The sequence below is a fragment of the Moorena sp. SIOASIH genome, from assembly GCF_010671925.1.
Taxonomy (GTDB): Bacteria; Cyanobacteriota; Cyanobacteriia; order Cyanobacteriales; family Coleofasciculaceae; genus Moorena.
On record NZ_JAAHIH010000001.1, the window covers coordinates 397,243 to 413,770 of the forward strand.

At 42.7% G+C, this 16,528-nt stretch carries 16 protein-coding genes; all 16 read left to right on the plus strand.

Annotated elements, in window-relative coordinates; translation table 11 throughout:
* Positions 1 to 79: 79 nt before the first annotated feature.
* The 16 genes from F6J90_RS01715 (at position 80) to F6J90_RS01790 (ending at position 16,366) form a co-directional block, all read left to right on the plus strand.
* Positions 80 to 1,501 carry an MBOAT family O-acyltransferase gene (locus tag F6J90_RS01715; protein ID WP_293090800.1) on the plus strand — a complete coding sequence of 474 codons (1,422 nt, stop codon included), beginning with the start codon at positions 80 to 82 and terminating at the stop codon, positions 1,499 to 1,501.
* A 44-nt stretch (positions 1,502 to 1,545) separates the two neighbouring features.
* A complete protein-coding gene (locus F6J90_RS01720) occupies positions 1,546 to 2,619 on the plus strand; it encodes a hypothetical protein (RefSeq protein ID WP_293090801.1) in 1,074 nt (357 codons plus the stop codon).
* Between the two features lie 451 nt (positions 2,620 to 3,070).
* Positions 3,071 to 3,913, plus strand: coding sequence for a 3-deoxy-8-phosphooctulonate synthase (gene kdsA, locus F6J90_RS01725; RefSeq protein WP_293090802.1), 843 nt, complete (start codon positions 3,071 to 3,073; stop codon positions 3,911 to 3,913).
* Positions 3,910 to 4,416: an HAD-IIIA family hydrolase gene (locus F6J90_RS01730; protein ID WP_293090803.1), complete on the plus strand. Its 507-nt coding sequence runs from the start codon at positions 3,910 to 3,912 to the stop codon at positions 4,414 to 4,416. The genes kdsA and F6J90_RS01730 overlap by 4 nt, the downstream gene beginning before the upstream one ends.
* Before the next feature lie 200 nt (positions 4,417 to 4,616).
* Positions 4,617 to 4,859: a hypothetical protein gene (locus F6J90_RS01735; protein ID WP_293090804.1), complete on the plus strand. Its 243-nt coding sequence runs from the start codon at positions 4,617 to 4,619 to the stop codon at positions 4,857 to 4,859.
* 373 nt (positions 4,860 to 5,232) lie between these two features.
* Positions 5,233 to 5,415, plus strand: a complete 183-nt coding sequence (locus tag F6J90_RS01740; RefSeq protein ID WP_293090805.1) for a hypothetical protein — start codon at positions 5,233 to 5,235, stop codon at positions 5,413 to 5,415.
* A gap of 138 nt (positions 5,416 to 5,553) precedes the next feature.
* Positions 5,554 to 6,825 carry a polysialyltransferase family glycosyltransferase gene (locus tag F6J90_RS01745; RefSeq protein WP_293090806.1) on the plus strand — a complete coding sequence of 424 codons (1,272 nt, stop codon included), beginning with the start codon at positions 5,554 to 5,556 and terminating at the stop codon, positions 6,823 to 6,825.
* 709 nt (positions 6,826 to 7,534) lie between these two features.
* Positions 7,535 to 8,785 carry a glycosyltransferase family 4 protein gene (locus F6J90_RS01750; RefSeq protein WP_293090807.1) on the plus strand — a complete coding sequence of 417 codons (1,251 nt, stop codon included), beginning with the start codon at positions 7,535 to 7,537 and terminating at the stop codon, positions 8,783 to 8,785.
* Positions 8,786 to 8,808: 23 nt separating this feature from the next.
* Complete coding sequence (locus F6J90_RS01755) at positions 8,809 to 8,970, plus strand: hypothetical protein (protein ID WP_293090808.1); 162 nt, start codon at positions 8,809 to 8,811, stop codon at positions 8,968 to 8,970.
* A 150-nt stretch (positions 8,971 to 9,120) separates the two neighbouring features.
* Complete coding sequence (locus F6J90_RS01760) at positions 9,121 to 9,411, plus strand: hypothetical protein (protein ID WP_293090809.1); 291 nt, start codon at positions 9,121 to 9,123, stop codon at positions 9,409 to 9,411.
* A gap of 92 nt (positions 9,412 to 9,503) precedes the next feature.
* The gene (locus tag F6J90_RS01765) at positions 9,504 to 10,715 is read left to right on the plus strand and encodes a glycosyltransferase (protein WP_293090810.1); all 1,212 of its coding nucleotides are present in this window, start codon (positions 9,504 to 9,506) and stop codon (positions 10,713 to 10,715) included.
* A gap of 50 nt (positions 10,716 to 10,765) precedes the next feature.
* On the plus strand, positions 10,766 to 11,668 hold the full coding sequence (locus tag F6J90_RS01770; RefSeq protein ID WP_293090811.1) for a glycosyltransferase family 2 protein: 903 nt from the start codon (positions 10,766 to 10,768) through the stop codon (positions 11,666 to 11,668).
* Between the two features lie 153 nt (positions 11,669 to 11,821).
* Positions 11,822 to 12,193: a hypothetical protein gene (locus F6J90_RS01775; RefSeq protein WP_293090812.1), complete on the plus strand. Its 372-nt coding sequence runs from the start codon at positions 11,822 to 11,824 to the stop codon at positions 12,191 to 12,193.
* Entirely contained in the window at positions 12,190 to 13,440 is a 1,251-nt protein-coding gene (locus tag F6J90_RS01780) for a glycosyltransferase family 4 protein (RefSeq protein ID WP_293090813.1), read from the plus strand. Before F6J90_RS01775 ends, F6J90_RS01780 begins: the two co-directional genes overlap by 4 nt.
* A 411-nt stretch (positions 13,441 to 13,851) precedes the next feature.
* Positions 13,852 to 15,087 (plus strand): O-antigen ligase family protein, encoded by a 1,236-nt coding sequence (locus F6J90_RS01785; RefSeq protein WP_293090814.1) that lies wholly within the window; start codon positions 13,852 to 13,854, stop codon positions 15,085 to 15,087.
* 259 nt (positions 15,088 to 15,346) lie between these two features.
* Positions 15,347 to 16,366 (plus strand): glycosyltransferase family 2 protein, encoded by a 1,020-nt coding sequence (locus F6J90_RS01790; RefSeq protein ID WP_293090815.1) that lies wholly within the window; start codon positions 15,347 to 15,349, stop codon positions 16,364 to 16,366.
* Positions 16,367 to 16,528 lie beyond the last annotated feature (162 nt).

A 16,528-nucleotide genomic window follows, 5' to 3' on the forward strand; every position in this document is an offset into this window, starting at 1 on the left:
CAAACTTTTTTTGCCCACCCTACAAGCTGGAGTACCGATACTAATGAGAGAACCGTGAACAAATTTAGGAAACTCCAAGATGTTATTTAACTCATTTATTTTTGTCCTTTTCTTCATCATCGTCTACACGCTTTACCTGTTTTTAAATAGGAACTATAAAGCCCAGAACATTCTGTTGCTGATTGCTAGCTATGTGTTCTACGGATGGTGGGATTGGCGGTTTCTCTCACTGCTAGCTCTCTCCACGGTTGTTGATTTTACAGTAGGAAAACAGCTCCAAGACATCAAAGAAGACCGAAAACGAAAACTACTCCTGTGTATCTCTTTAGTTTTTAATCTTTCCCTACTGGGTTTCTTCAAATATTTTAACTTTTTCGCAGAAAGTTTCAGCAGTTTGCTTCAAATTGTTGGACTCCAGGTTGACTGGGTTACCTTAACTATCCTGCTGCCTGTAGGGATTTCTTTCTACACTTTCCAAACGATGAGTTACACCATCGACATCTACCGAGGAAAGTTGAAGCCGATTAGTAATTTCCTAGATTTTGCACTTTTTGTTTCCTTTTTTCCCCAGTTGGTGGCAGGCCCGATCGAACGAGCAACTACGCTAATACCCCAAATCATATTACCACGTAATCTCAATATAGAACAAATTAATGCTGGAATATTACTAATTGTTTGGGGGTATTTTAAAAAGGTAGTAATTGCTGATAATATGGCGACTATCGCCAATCCAATATTCAATAACTACACCCAATATCAGGGGTTGGATGTCCTGATCGGTATTCTGGCTTTTACCGTGCAAATCTACGGAGATTTCTCTGGTTACTCTGACATTGCGCGAGGAATTTCCAAGCTGATGGGCTTTGAGTTGATGGTGAATTTCAAGCTACCCTATTTTGCTCTCAATCCCAGTGATTTTTGGTTACGATGGCATATTTCTCTATCTACTTGGTTACGAGATTATCTTTATATTCCCTTAGGTGGTAACCGCCAGGGTAGTTTAAACACCTACCGTAACTTATTTTTAACAATGCTTCTGGGCGGTCTTTGGCATGGAGCTGCCTGGAACTTTGTGATCTGGGGTGCATTTCAAGGGCTGATTCTGATCATCTACCGCATCTTTGATAAGAATCCAGAACATCAAGATCCTTGGAGCGGTAAGTATTCCTATCTAAGGATATTGGGCAAAATGTTGTTGATGTTTATCCTGACTAACATTGGCTGGGTAATCTTCCGTTCCAGTTCAGCCGATCAAATCTATTACATGCTTACCAGAGTGGGGGTGGGTAGATCAGATCAGAGTTTACTCTTGGGATATGATTTAGTGTTTTTCTGCTTGCCATTGGTCATGGTTCAGATCTATCAGTATGTGACCCGTGACCTGCTTATCCTAACAAAGCTAAACTATTGGTTTCGGGTTCCGGTCTACAGTTTCTTGATTATCTGGATTTGTGTTTTCGGTGTTCGCACATCTGGAGAATTCATCTACTTCCAATTCTGATGCCAATTTTGATTAATGACGAGAGTAAAGAGTTAAGGAAAAACATGGCACAACGCGCCGATCAACAGCTACCAGAAGAAATTATTGGCTCAGCCAACCGTCGAGGAGTCTTGCTATCTCTATTGGGAACTCTGATACTTGTTATTTTGTGCAATTTTGCAGCTAAATGGTATCTGAATGACCATCGACCTAATCGAGGCTATTGGTTGGTCAAGGAAAAATGGGAAATGTTACTGGGCTTGAAGCAACCTGTTGACTGGCTCATCCTAGGAGATTCCAGTTGTAACCAGGGGGTAGTTCCAAGTATTCTCAACGAGAGACTCGATGTTACCTCAATCAATCTCTGCACTATCGGCAACATGTTGAGCCTCAACGATGCCTGGATGCTAGAAAAATATATACAGCAATCTGGAGCTCCAAAAAATGTTCTGATCGTGCATGTCTACGATGTTTGGCATCGCGGAATTAACTTTCCGTTAATAGCGAGAGTTCCTTTGAGTTGGGGATACTGGCAGGAGCTTGAACCACCACTAAAGATTCGTTTACGCGGTCCGGGTATTTTATTTATCGAGCGATATTTTCCCCTCTATTCTGAAAACAAGAGTCTTTCGTTATGGTTCAGGTTTCCTCTGGATGCGTTCAAGGAAGTCAGAAGCTACAATATAGAAGAAGATGGGTTCATGGTTTGGGAAAAACCCAACCCTAGTTATGTAGAAGCACAGAAGGAGTCGCATCTCGATTTTGCCAGAAACAATCAATTTAATCTTTCGCCCTACAACCGTCAAGCTTTGGAACGAATCGTGGCCCTGGCGGAAGAGTATGGTTTTAATGTTTACTTAGCCAACAGCCCAATGTATGAAGGTCTTTATCAGCATGAGGATTTTCAAGCCTATTTTAATCAACTTCAAGAAACCCTCGGTGCCTATGCTGCCAAGAGTGAACGAGTACACTACATTTTCCGAGAGCCAATGACCTTTCCCAAGGAGCAGATGGAAAATGCCGATCATCTGGTTTACTCTGCTGCCAAGGTCTACACTAATGAACTTGTGTCAGAAATTCTGTCCTTACAGTCCCAAACCACAACAACTAATCATGATCAGATAAACGTTGTTGAGTAATTTAAATAGTCGGACACAATTAAATTTATAGCGCTACGCGCAGGCAAGAGGCAAGAGGCAAGAGGCAATAAGCTGGTCTTCATTTAAATTCCATGGTTCTGACAGCAGGGGAGCAGGGGAGAGGGTTTGACGGTTTTTTTTCTAACTGAATAATATCCAATTTAAATGCGCAACAGCTTAAAAAATTTGGAGATGACAGTAACCAGTGGATTAATTTCGTGAATCATGAAAATATAAAAGATTATTATAGTAGTGCTAAAAAATTTTAAGATGTGTATGGGGACAATCACCATAAAAACACAAAATACATCTTGTCAAACTTATAGTACAAGAAGTATCTAAGTTTTAATTACCCCGATAATCCCCTACAACTGTTACTGGACATGAGATAAATTATTGATAATAGAAACCTCCAAGCTTCTGTCTTAAGAAACCAACAGTCGTAAAACTCATGAATAATACCCAAATCACTGATACCCTCTCTATTGGCGATCGCTGCCCACTCACCCTAATTGGTGGTCCCTGTGTCATTGAATCGGAAGACTTTACCTTAAAAATGGCAGAGGAGATTCGCAAAGTATGCGATCGCTTGAATATTCCTTTGATCTTCAAGTCTTCCTTTGACAAAGCCAATCGAACTTCAATAAACTCCTTTCGGGGACAAAATCTAGACAGAGGTCTAGAAATTCTCCAGAAGGTCAAACGAATGGTGGGTGTGCCAGTCCTTACCGATATCCACGAAAGTCACCAAGCTGCAACTGTTGCTGAAGTAGTCGATGTCCTGCAAATCCCAGCTTTTCTGTGCCGCCAAACTGACTTGCTAATCGCTGCGGCTGCTACAGGTAAGGCAATTAACGTCAAAAAAGGTCAGTTTCTTGCCCCTTGGGATATGAAGCATGTGGTCAGCAAACTGGAAGCTGGGGGAGCCAAGAATATTTTACTCACTGAGCGGGGTACTAGTTTTGGTTACAATACCCTAGTGGTAGACTTTCGCTCCCTCCCTCAGATGCGCGAGTTAGGTTATCCTGTGGTTTTTGATGCCACTCATAGCGTCCAGATGCCAGGAGGAAAGGGAGATAAGTCTGGTGGACAGCGGCACTTTGTTCCCTATTTGGCCAGAGCTGCGGCTGCGGTTGGCATTGATGCTCTGTTCATGGAAATTCATGAAAATCCTGACATCGCCCCTAGTGATGGTCCGAATATGGTACCATTGGCAGAACTGGAAAATGTGCTAAAGGGAATTCTGAATGTTCGTGCGGGTTTGGACACTACAACTGGGGTAAATTTGCCATGAACAAAATCCCTGAAGCTGAATTACAAGCACGTTTATCCCAGGTCAAACTGCTAGCCCTAGATGTAGATGGGGTCATGACCGATGGCGGACTTTACTACACAGAAAGCGGTGAAGAACTCAGAAAGTTTAATGTCAAGGATGGCATGGGAATCAAGCTACTGCAAAAGACTGGAATTGAGGTAGCTGTTATTACCAATAGCAGTTGTAGGGCAACCCGACATCGAGTCCAAAAGCTAGGAATCAAGTACAGTTTTTTTGCGGTTGAAGATAAGTTAGCTGTCCTCAAAGAACTCTGTGAACAGTTGAGTTTATCTCTTTCCCAAGTCGCCTATGTTGGTGATGATGTCATTGATTTGTCAGTTCTACGGGCTGTAGGATGTCCCTTAACTGTTGCTGATGCGATGCCAGAAAACCGAGACTGTGCTGTGTATGTTACCAGATTAGTAGGTGGGCAAGGAGGGGTTCGAGAAATATGTGAGCTCTTGATGAAAGCACAGGTTTAAGGTAAACATTTAGCCGTCAGCGGTCAGGGGTCAGGGGTCAGCCGTCAGCGGTCAGCCGTCAGCGGTCAGCCGTCAGCGGTCAGGGGTCAGGGGTCAGGGGTCAGCCGTCAGCGGTCAGCGGTCAGGGGTCAGCCATTCGCGAATGGCTGACGTAACAGAGATTAAACCAATGCTTACTTGTTGTCTTGATGCAATAGCGAGTGGGGGAAACCACGGCAGTCGCTGGGGGAACGGCAGTCGCTCATGGGGGAGACCACGGCAGTCGCTCATGGGGGAAACCACGGCAGTTGCTCATGGGGGGAACCCCCAAGACCGCACTGCCTCCCCAAGACCGCGCTGCCTCCCCAAGACCGCGCTGCCTCCCCAAGACCGCGCTGCCTCCCCAAGACCGCGCTGCCTCCCCAAGACCGCGCTGCATCGCTTATTTAAAAGCTGAAAGCTGATAGCTCAGAGCTGAGAGCTGATAGCTGAGAGCTGATAGCTGAGAGCTGAGAGCTGAGAGCTGAGAGCTGATAGCTGATAGCTGATAGCTGAGAGCTGAGAGCTGAGAGCTGAGAGCTGATAGCTGAGAGCTGAGAGCTGATAGCTGAATGCTTAGGCCCCTGCAGCTTAGAACTTAAACTCTACAGCTGAACCAAAAGCTCAGTGGACAAGAATTGACGCAAACACTATCAGAAAAATACTTTTGCAAGAGGTCTAATACTATCCCGATTCAAAAAATAACTTCTGAAAGGGTTAGTAGGCAATGCTTCTCAAGTAGAAGTCTCTGATGATAGCAAATCCGTTAAAAACCCCCTTTATAGTTTAGTCCTTGAGGTGCGGACGAAAGTTTGTGGACACGCGACTTCGTCCTCGTCTGGGCGTAAGCATTCAGCCGTCAGCCGTCAGCCGTCAGCCATTCCCGTAGCGTGGCCACAAGCCTTGGCCAAAGGCCACGCTACGGGAATGGCTGATAGCACCTCAAGTAGCACCATCTGTAGTGCATTAGCTGATAGCTGATAGCTGATAGCTGAATGCTTACGTCTGGGCTAAAGGGGGGTTATCAAAGCTGATTGGCTATGACTTTGCAAGCCTTCAGCTTGGGAGGGTTAAGACTTTTTTCTGTTAACCAGGATGCTGAATATTCCCATAAACAAAATGACCAATTGTAAGCCTGTTAAACGCATCATTACCTGTCAAGGCAGCATTCAACTAGTGACTGCCTTATCAGTCCTTAGTTACAGAGAAAAACAGCAAAAAGACCTTAATATTAAATACGAAGACTACCTTGTTATTTATAATCTCTATTCTCCCCCAGGGCAAATTGATGAATTTGCCGCCTTTATCAAAACTATAGCAGAGTTAGTGGGTGATTGGCATAAAATTGTGTACATCACCCCTGAGCAGCTCAGTGATATTGAGAGTCGAGTAGACTATTCCAGCCCATCAAAAATTTTCCGGATGGTCCATGAAATGGTTGGCACTAACAGGGCTGATGAAATTTACCTGTGCCGGAATTGGATGTTTGGAAATAAGCTACTTATTAATATTTACAAATCTGCCCAAAAAATTTGTTACGGTGATAGTATTGGCTTTTATTTTTCAGTAAATTCAAAAGCTCTGTTTCCAGAATCTAAAGAAAATAAGCCTAGCTTAATTAACTATTTTAAAGCAAATAAACAATCTTTATTAAATAAAACAAAAACAAGTTTAAGACTAAAAACGTCCCTAAAGCCTAGACTAAAATTTGATATCGGTTATTTTGTATTGCCTGAAGTTTTTGGGGAATCACCTCCCATGAAAACTGTCACCTTAAATAAGCTGTGGCTTCTCGAAACTTTTCAAAAGCTGAGGGGTTTGGTAAACCCAGAATACATTCTCCAGTTTCGCAAGAACATTGCTGAGTCTCCCGTCTCAATTCTACTCACTTCAAATTTGTCTGAGGCGGGTAGAATGTCTCTGGAGAATGAAATTGCTGCTTACCGTGAATTGCTGATCTGTGAAGGTATAGAGCCAAACACAGTACTGGTGCTAAAACCCCATCCTAGAGATGACAATCTCAAACTCCAGAAGTTGGAGTATGCCCTATCTGACTTGTTTGATAAAATAATAGTTTTATCAGAACCAGACCTCTTTTTTCTCCCGTTTGAGGTATTTTTTTCCGAAGCTTTCCTCCCCCTAGATTCAAGCCGACATAATCAACCCAGGGTGTTTGCAGTCAGTACAGCTTGTTTATCCCTAAAGCTACTGTTTAATGTTCCCAGTATTGTTGGCTTTGGCGACCAAATTACTACCAAGCTTTTCTATGAAAATTATGCAGCTGGTAGGTTGGAACACGAGGGGGAGTTAAGAGCAGCAATCAACAAAGTTGAAGTACCTGCAATCATTACCAATGGATTATCTGGCGTTGCTGAATTAAGTAATGGCTAGGAGTAGAGTGGGCATCCTGCCCGCGAAATGAAACGGGCGCTGTCTTGATGCAATAGCGAGTGGGGGAAACCACGGCAGTTGCTCATGGGGGGAACCCCCAAGACCGCACTGCCTCCCCTGTTCCGAAGCTGCATCGCTACTTGAGATGCTTTTGAATAAAACAGGTAAGCATTGGAATAATGCTGAGTTACATCTTTTGAATAAAACAGGTAAGCATTGCTTTAATCTCTGTTACTTCAGCATTAGGCTGACTGCTGACTGCTGACTGCTGACTGCTGACTGCTGAAGTAAAAAAAATCCCAATTCAAGTAGGGTGGGCAAAGTAATATTATCTAGAAGACTCCTTTGAACGAAACTGTTTTTGCCCACCCTACAAGCTAGCATTTATCAACCGAGTAGGGTGGGCAAAGTAATATTATCTAGAAGACTCCTTTGAACGAAACTGTTTTTGCCCACCCTACAAGCTACTTTGTACCTAACTGAAGTAAAAAAAATCCCAATTCAAGTAGGGTGGGCAAAGTAATCTTATCTAGAAGACTCCTTTGAACGAAACTGTTTTTGCCCACCCGACAAGCTACTTTCTAACTGAAGTAAAAAAAATCCCAATTCAAGTAGGGTGGGCAAAGTAATCTTATCTAGAAGACTCCTTTGAACGAAACTGTTTTTGCCCACCCTACAAGCTAGCATTTATCAAAAGTAACCGAGCACCATGAAAGTCCTACATATCAATCAGTCTGATATTTCTGGGGGAGCCGCGATCGCAGGCTACCGACTCCATCAAGGTTTGCTGGGTCAAGGCGCAGACTCACGCTTGTTAGTCTGGAGGCTCAAAACTAGTAGTGATCGCGTAGATTCTGCTCCCCGTTTAGCCATTCTAGATAAACTAACTGCCCCGATTACCCAACAACTAGGACTCTACTATATTAATAAACTGGGCACCTTTAATATTCCTAAGCACAGCTTTTACAAAAACGCCGATGTCCTCAATTTTCATGTCCTTCATGGTGCCAGTAGTGGATTCTTTAACTATCTAGCAATCCCTTCATTAACTAAACGTAAACCTGCTGTGTTTACTTTCCATGATATGTGGAGCTTTACTGGACATTGTGCTTATAGCTATGACTGCGATCGCTGGAAAAGTGGTTGTGGCAAGTGTCCCGATCTAGATACCTACCCAGCTATTCCAAAAGATAACACTCATATAGAGTGGAAGCTAAAAAACTGGGCTTATAGTCACTCAAACTTAACAATTGTCACTCCCAGTCGCTGGCTTTGTGAGCAAGCTAAGCAAAGTATGCTCAACCGCTTTGGGATTCACCATATTCCATATGGTATTAATACCGAAGTCTATCAGCCTCTCGAATCCAAACAGTGCAAATCTGTACTCGGCATTCCCACGTCCAAAAAAGTTCTGATGTTTGCAGCAACAAACTTAGCAGAGAACCGCAAGGGCGGCGATTTGCTCTTGAAAGCGTTGCAAAGTCTACCCCAGTCCCTCAAGGCTGAAACTGTAGTGCTAACGTTTGGTAGTGGTGGCGAAACCATTGCTGAGACTGTTGGCATGCCAGCATTGAATCTTGGTTATGCCAGCAATGATCGCTTTAAAGCCATTGCCTATTCTGCTGCTGATTTGTTTCTTTTCCCCACCCGTGCGGACAATCTTCCCTTGGTGCTGCAAGAGAGTATGGCTTGTGGTACACCCATGGTGTCTTTCAAAATCGGCGGCGTTCCCGATTTGGTACGTCCTGGTATTACTGGTTACTTAGCTCAACCAGAGGATATTCAAGATTTCTGTAATGGCATTGTGCAGCTACTAGAAGACAAACATCTACGGGAAAGCATGGCACAACAGTGTCGTGCTATTGCTTTAGAAGAATACTCACTCGAACTGCAAGCCCAGCGATATATCGACCTATATCATCAGGTCTTACAAAAGAATAGCGCTGCGCCCAGGGAATAGGGAACAGGGAAAGAGAGGGGGGTGTGGGAGGTGTGGGAGGTGTGGGGAGATGGGGAGATGGAGAGATGGGGAGATGGGGAGATGGAGAGATGGAGAGATGGGGAGTCAAATCAGCAACTGGCGTGGTTTCCACAGGGCTTTCAAGGTTCTCCCGCAAGCCATTGCACACAGCCCCTCCCCCATGAGCAACTTCGCGCTTTGAGATTGGTTTTAGCAATTATTCGTCCCTTGAATTTGTCAACACCATTACGCCCATTGCTATAGAAAGCGATCGCATCGGTCAACAGCACTATCGGATTACTGTAGAAAGCTATATAGCAATCCGTGTAGGAATTGTGAGAATTTTTGATGCCATATTCCCTACTCCCTACTCCCTACTCCCTACTCCCTACTCCCTACTCCCTACTCCCTACTCCCTACTCCCTACTCCCGACTCCCGACTCCCTACTCCCTACTCCCGACTCCCTACTCCCTACTCCCGACTCCCGACTCCCGACTCCCTACTCCCTACTCCCTACTCCCTACTCCCTACTCCCTACTCCCTTTGCTATATCAATTTCATGTGGTGGGTGATTAAATGTGAGCAAGATTTTTTGAAATTAGTATTAGAGAGAGCATATCAATAAATCTGGAAAAGGAAAATTCTGGTAGGTGGTATTTATATTAGTATGTATTGTTAGCTGGTCGTGAGATTTAACTATTTGAAGAGGTTATAACCTTGAAAACCATTGCTCTGATTGAGGAAAATTGGAATGGGCACCGTCCAACATACCTCAAGGTTTTCACCAAAACTTTGCTTGAGCTTGGTCATCAAGTGATAGCCTTCTGCCCAGAACCATCAGAATTGACTGAATGGGTTGCCTTTAACTGCTCTAAGTATCAAGAGCAATTCCAGGTTTTTGAATGTCAAACACCAGAGCCTAGCTCATTTCCGATCAATGGAATTCGCACAGCCCTGAATGCAGTAAAACGCTGGTGCTACGCCAAAGCTATCATTCAGCATGCTTCATCTAAAATTGGTAAAGTACCCGATCTAGTTTTTTTTCCCTGGGTTGATAGTTGCTTAGCACCTTACCTGCTACACCATGTAGTAGACAGGATTTTCCCTTACCGTTGGTCTGGTCTCTATTTTCACCCTCGTCATTTGAGGCTTAAACAAAAGTTTTGGTCTATCAATAGAGGTCCTCTAAAACCTCATGGTGTTTTAAAGTCTTCTCATTGCCCAGCTATTGCTGTTCTCGACGAAGGGATTGCTAACAAATTACAAAGCAAAATCAACGGTAAAAATGTAATTACTTTTCCCGATTTTGCCGACGAGTCAGCCCCAGACTTGAATTGGTCAATCGTGAAACAAATTCAAGCCAAAGCCGATGGCAAAAAAATAATTGGATTACTAGGGGTACAATCCAAGCGCAAAGGAGTTCTGACACTTTTAGAAGTTGCTCAGCAGATGGTGAAAGAAGACTATTTTTTTGTCTTCGCTGGTCAGTTATCCAAGCAGACCTACACTTCCCAGGAGCAAGCCAGACTCCAGACTCTTCTTAACTTAAAGTTACCTAACTGCTTTTTTTATTTTGAACGTATTCCTGATGAAGCAAAAGTAAACGCTTTAGTTAGTACTTGCGATATCTTATTTGCTGGCTATAATAACTTCCCCCACAGTAGCAATATCCTGACTAAAGCAGCAGTCTTTGAAAAACCTGTGATTGTGAGCACCAACTTTTGTATGGCAGAGAGAGTTCGCAAATTTAAATTGGGTTTAAGTATCAATGAGGGGGATGTGCTGCAATGTATTTATGCTATAGGTCGCCTCTGTAGTCAACTGGAGAAATATAAGCAAGAAGTGCAACCGGATTTTAAGGGTTATAGACGTCTTCACTCTACTGATCAGCTCATAGAGAAACTTCAGACTATTTTAAATAGTATTTAACAGGTCGCTATTGAAAACTAATAATTTTGATATTAATTCTATAGATAGAGATGAAAACTCCAGTTGCGTTCATAATCTTCAAACGACCAGATACTACTGAGAGAGTATTTGAGGTAATTCGCAAAGCCAAACCTCCCAAACTTTTAGTAATTGCTGATGGACCCCGTGCCGATCGACCAGGTGAAGCAGAAAAGTGTGCTGCAGCTCGTGCAATTATTGAGCGTGTCGATTGGGATTGTGAGGTTTTGGAAAACTACTCTGATGTAAACATGGGCTGCTGTCAGAGAGTGTCAAGTGGAATAGACTGGGTTTTTAACACCGTTGAAGAAGCAATTATTCTTGAAGATGATTGTCTTCCAAATCCCGATTTTTTCCCATTTTGTGAAAATCTCTTAGAGAGATATCGAGACGATGAGCGAGTCATGCTCATTAGTGGGACTAACTTTCTAGATCAATGGAAGTCTGATATTCAGAGTTATCATTTCTCATATTATACTCCAACTTGGGGTTGGGCTTCTTGGCGAAGGGCATGGAACTATTATGATATTAATATGAGTCTTTGGTCAAATCCTGAGATCAAAAATCGGATCAGGGATGTCTTGGCAAATAAAGAGCATTACAAATCACTTAAAAAATCTTTTGAATATACACTAAACGGTAAGTATGATGCTTGGGATTACCGATGGACTTTTGCAATACTTGCCCAGTCTGGATTATCAGTTGTTCCTGCTGTAAACCTGATTTTAAATATTGGTTTTGGTGAAGATGCAACTCATACAGTGTCACCCGATAACGAACGAGCAAAACTTAAAACATCAAGTCTTAAATATCCGATACAATATAACAAGTTTACAGCTGTAGATAGAGATTTTGATAACAGTTATTATCAAAAGTTTCTTAAACGCTCTAAAATTAAAAAAATCAAAAAAATCTTAAAGTATTTTATAAAATAGGCAAGATCAGGGAGCAGGTCAAAGGCCCAGCGAAGCCCAGAACAGATGAACTATATACTATCAGAGCAAGCTCAAACACATGAGGGGGCTATAGCTTTAGTACAAATCTACTACATAAGTGACATGCTCCCTCTCGTATCGGTAGCACGATTTTTGGATAAAAACTCTGAAAAACAATCATTGATAGAGCGACTAGCTTCTAAGGATGCCTATTGGTTTTACAAAACGTTTAGAACGTTTAATCTCAGAAATAATATTGCCAAATATCTAATGACTCTGATCCCAGGCAATGAAGCACGACAGGCATTTGAAGTAGGGTTGTTTCGGAATTCAGGTGAAATTCATTATTGGATGTATGACCGCTTTTCTTTACGACGACTGCTTGAGCGCTCAAGATTTGTGGAGGTGCGCGTTTGTAGTGCTGATTCAAGCCGTATTCAAGATTTTAACAGCTACGGTCTAGATATGGTTAATGGCAAAATGCGTAAACCTGATTCACTGTTCATGGAAGGTATTAAACCATGAAGACTCTAATTGTTAGTAGTTTCGATATATCTGGTGGAGCTGCTCGTGCTGCCTATCGATTACATCAGGGCTTGCAAAGCATTAATATAGATTCCCAAATTTTAGTGCAGGAAAAATTTAGTCATGATCAAACAGTAATTGGACCGACAATCAAGTTGGCAGAGGGCCTAGCCAGGATGAGATGGACGTTTGGCGCTTTACCTCAAAAGCTTTACCCTCAACGGGAAGATACCACGTTTACTACCCAGTGGCTTCCCGATGCAGTTGTCCCTAAAGTTGCCCAACTTCAGCCCGATATTATTAATCTCCATTGGATTTGTGCTGGCTATGTGCAAATTGAAACCATTGCGAAACTAAAGCGACCGATTGTTTGGACTCTTCATGATATGTGGCCATTCACAGGGGGATGTCACTACAATCACGATTGCGATCGCTATACAGCCTCCTGTGGTGCTTGTCCTCAACTTCACAGCAGCAAAGACTGGGATTTATCCCGTTGGGTATGGCAGCGCAAAGCCAAGGCTTGGAGAAATCTTGACCTGACGGTTGTCGCCCTTAGCTCATGGTTAGCCAAATGTGCCAGTGCCAGTTCCCTTTTCCAGGATCTGCCCATTGAGCTAATTCCCAATGGGATTGATACTCAAAAGTACAGACCCATCCATCAGCAGGTAGCGCGAGAATTACTTAGTTTGCCCCAGGATAAGCAACTTATTCTGTTTGGAGCAGTAAATGCCACTAGTGACAAACGAAAAGGGTTTCAATTGTTACAACCAGCGCTGCAAGAGCTGAGCCAATCCGGGTGGCGAGATCAACTAGAGTTGGTTATTTTTGGTGACTCTCAGCCAGACAATCCACCTGAGTTTGGTTTTAAGGCTCACTACTTAGGTACATTGAGCGATGATCTCTCCCTAGCACTAGTCTATGCAGCAGCAGATGTATTTGTTGGCCCTTCCCTTCAAGATAACTTGCCAAACACAGTGATGGAAGCGATCGCTTGTGGAACTCCTTGCGTCGCCTTCAACATTGGCGGGATGCCCGATCTGATTGAGCACCAGAAAAACGGCTATTTAGCCCAACCTTACAAAATTGAGGCTCTGGCTCAAGGAATTGCTTGGGTGCTAGAGAACACAGAGCGACATCAGAAACTATCCTACCGCGCCCGCGAGAAGGTAGAAAAAGAATTTACCTTGGAAATTCAAGCAAGACGCTACTTATCTCTTTTTAATGAAATTTTATCGGGGGTATAATTATCACTAATATGATAAATATTATTCCTGAGATACTTAGTAAGTATTCAGCCGTCAGCTATCAGCCGTCAGCTAAAAGCTCACGCTACTTGAGGTGCCGTCAGCTGAAGTAACTCAGCATTATTCCAATGCTTACCTGTTTTCTTCAAAAGCACCTCAAGTAGCATCTCAAGTAGCGCATTAGAGGTTGTCTGAGAAGTCCCATTTGCTACATCCAAGCCCCCTAAATCCCCCAATTTTGGGGGACTTTTAGAAGCAAATGGACTCTTGTTCCCCCCAAAGTTGGGGGGCTAGGGGGGCAAAATTCAGTATCAAAAAAATTTTCAGATATCCTCTTAGCTGATAGCTGATAGCTGACGGCTGAATGCTTACGATAACTAGGGCTATAAAAATCGTATTAATAGATAGTTTATGGTGAATTTAAAAAGGTTATCGCCTAATCAATTAATAACTTTTTTTTTGCTAAAGTTAGAACCTTTTCTGATTGGCATCTGCTTATTTTCTGGCATGTTTCTTGACATACCAGGCTCTCTACTTACGCTTTTAAAACTTGCTAGCTATCTAATCTTGGTTTTTTTACTTATTTGGCGATGGAAAAGAGTTGCATATGTTTTTACAAAGGATATACCTTTACTATGCTTAGTGGGGACTGCTGTGTGGTCGATTGCATGGTCTGCCATTCCCGGTATTCCAGCATTACTTAGAGCTGTGGTACGTGCAACTGCCCTCGGAGCATACTTAGCAGCTCGCTATAACCCTAAGGAGCAAATGCGTCTTCTGGCATGGGTGCTAGGCATAGTGGCGATTCTAAGCTTATTAGTCACTCTAGGTAATGGCTTCGGGGCAGCTCCCGCTCAGGGTATCCTTAGGCATAAAAATCATTTGGCTCGTCTGATGTCCCTAAATGCCATAATTTGTTTATTGACCGCTCTCAACCACTGGAAATATCGCTGGCTAGGGTGGGCTGGATTTAGCTTGTCTGTTTTGATGCTCCTGCTTTCTCAAGGAAAATCAGCGTTGGTAATCTTTTTAGTTATGATTACCCTCCTGCCCCTTCAAAAGTTTGTAAAACAGAACTATAAGTTACAAACTTTTCTTTACATGGTCTCAGCTCTTATGGCTTTTGTTGGATCTATATTAATTTTATGGAACCTGGAATTCATAGTAGTTGATACTCTAGGCAAAGATCTTGAATTTAACGGGCGTTTACCTATTTGGACCTTGGTAGTTGAGAGAATTTTAGAACGACCTTGGTTAGGTTACGGTTTTGAGGGATTCTGGTCTTCCGACGCCGGTTACTCTGTAATCAACTCTACATGGCTTGCCCATGGAGGATATGGTCATTCTCATAGTGGTTATCTTGAGTTAGCTCTGCAACTTGGATTTTTAGGTGTTTTACTTTTTGTCCTTAGTTTCTTGACGGCATTATTTAGGATAATTAAATTACTAAGCTTAAGGAAAAAAAACGAATTTTTCTGGATGTTTCTCTACCTAGTATTTTTCAGTATTGCTAACTTTAGCCTAGAACCATCAATTCTTGTCGAGGACATATTGTGGACTCTATACGTATCAACCGCTCTTTCCGCAGCTGTTTACCAGAGTCGAATTGTCAAGAATCGCCACTTAATGAAAGCTGCCCAAGTCTGATCTAGCATTTTTAGTTGAGATGTGAAACTAGATTTGATGGGTAAAGGGAACAGGGAGCAGGAAACAGGGAGTAGGGAGCAGGGAGTAGGGAGTAGGGGGAATAAAGTTGACTGTACCTCATAAGTACGAGAAACGCTATCTACTAACTAAGTATTAAGTTGAATGAGATAATAAAAAATGCTATATCATTCAACTTAGCATGATAATTAAAAGTTTATTTCATTAATTTATTTCATTAATTTCAACGGGATAGTAAGCCATGACAAATTCAGAGTCAAGTACCATTTGTGAACAAGAAGCCCCTCACTTAGCAAAACTTCCGACCATTTCGATAGTTGTTCCTAACTATAATAGCGAAGCAACTATCGGTGCAACCTTACAAAGCTTAATCGATCAGAACTATCCCAAGCTGGAAATCATTGTAGTGGATGGCGGCTCCACTGACAACAGTGTGGAGGTAATTAAGCAGTTTGAACCATACATTACCTGGTGGGTTAGTGAGAAGGACAGTGGTCAATCTAATGCCATTAATAAAGGTTTTGCTAAGTGTAATGGTGATATCGTTAATTGGCTGTGCAGTGATGACCTCCTAGCACCAGATGCCTTGCACACAGTGGGCAAATACTTTGCCGAGTCACCTGATATTGATGTCCTGGTTGGTCGCAGCCAAATTGAATATAGGACTGAAAATATAGGTCAACCACTCAAGGGAGCTAATTTTTGGATGAGCCTGTTTGGGCGAGTCTTGCCCTTAGGATTAGGAGCACGACCTATGATCAAGGATGCAGAAAACCAGATCTACATCAAAGCTCCTACACTCAAACAAATTGACTTAATCGCTGTTGCTTGTCCAATTCACCAACCTAGCTGCTTTTATCGGCGCAAGCTGCTTGATCGACCTCAACCTTTAAATGAAAGTTATGAGTACACCATGGATATTGAGCTATTTAATTATTTCTACTCCTGTGGTGTGCGCTGGCGCGTTATCGACGAGGTGCTAAGCATTGCTCCAGTAAGTGGTGACAATAAAACCAGCATTGCTGGTGTAAAAGCCACTTATGAATTAGAGCAGATCTACAAAACTTACACCAAAGAATGGATCCCTCTAACCTATTGGCATAGACGACTACGTTATCCCTTGGAGCGTTTTCTCAAACGTCATCGTGGCGGTATTTGGTTATACATACTCGGACCAGTATGGGTTGCACTCACACTACTATTAGCCCCATTTTATGGTGTTGAAAAAGTTTGGGCACTCAGGTGGACAAAGTGGATTTGATTACCTATTTAACTACCTATTTAACCCTATAGCCTTCGTGAGAGCGTTAAAGTCAGGATTTACCCAAAACTGGACTCGAACCTCTATATGTAGTAGGGGCGCACGGCGTGTAACCATACAAATAGAGTTACTGCAGCAGTCCTGAAAGGATTAAAATTATGG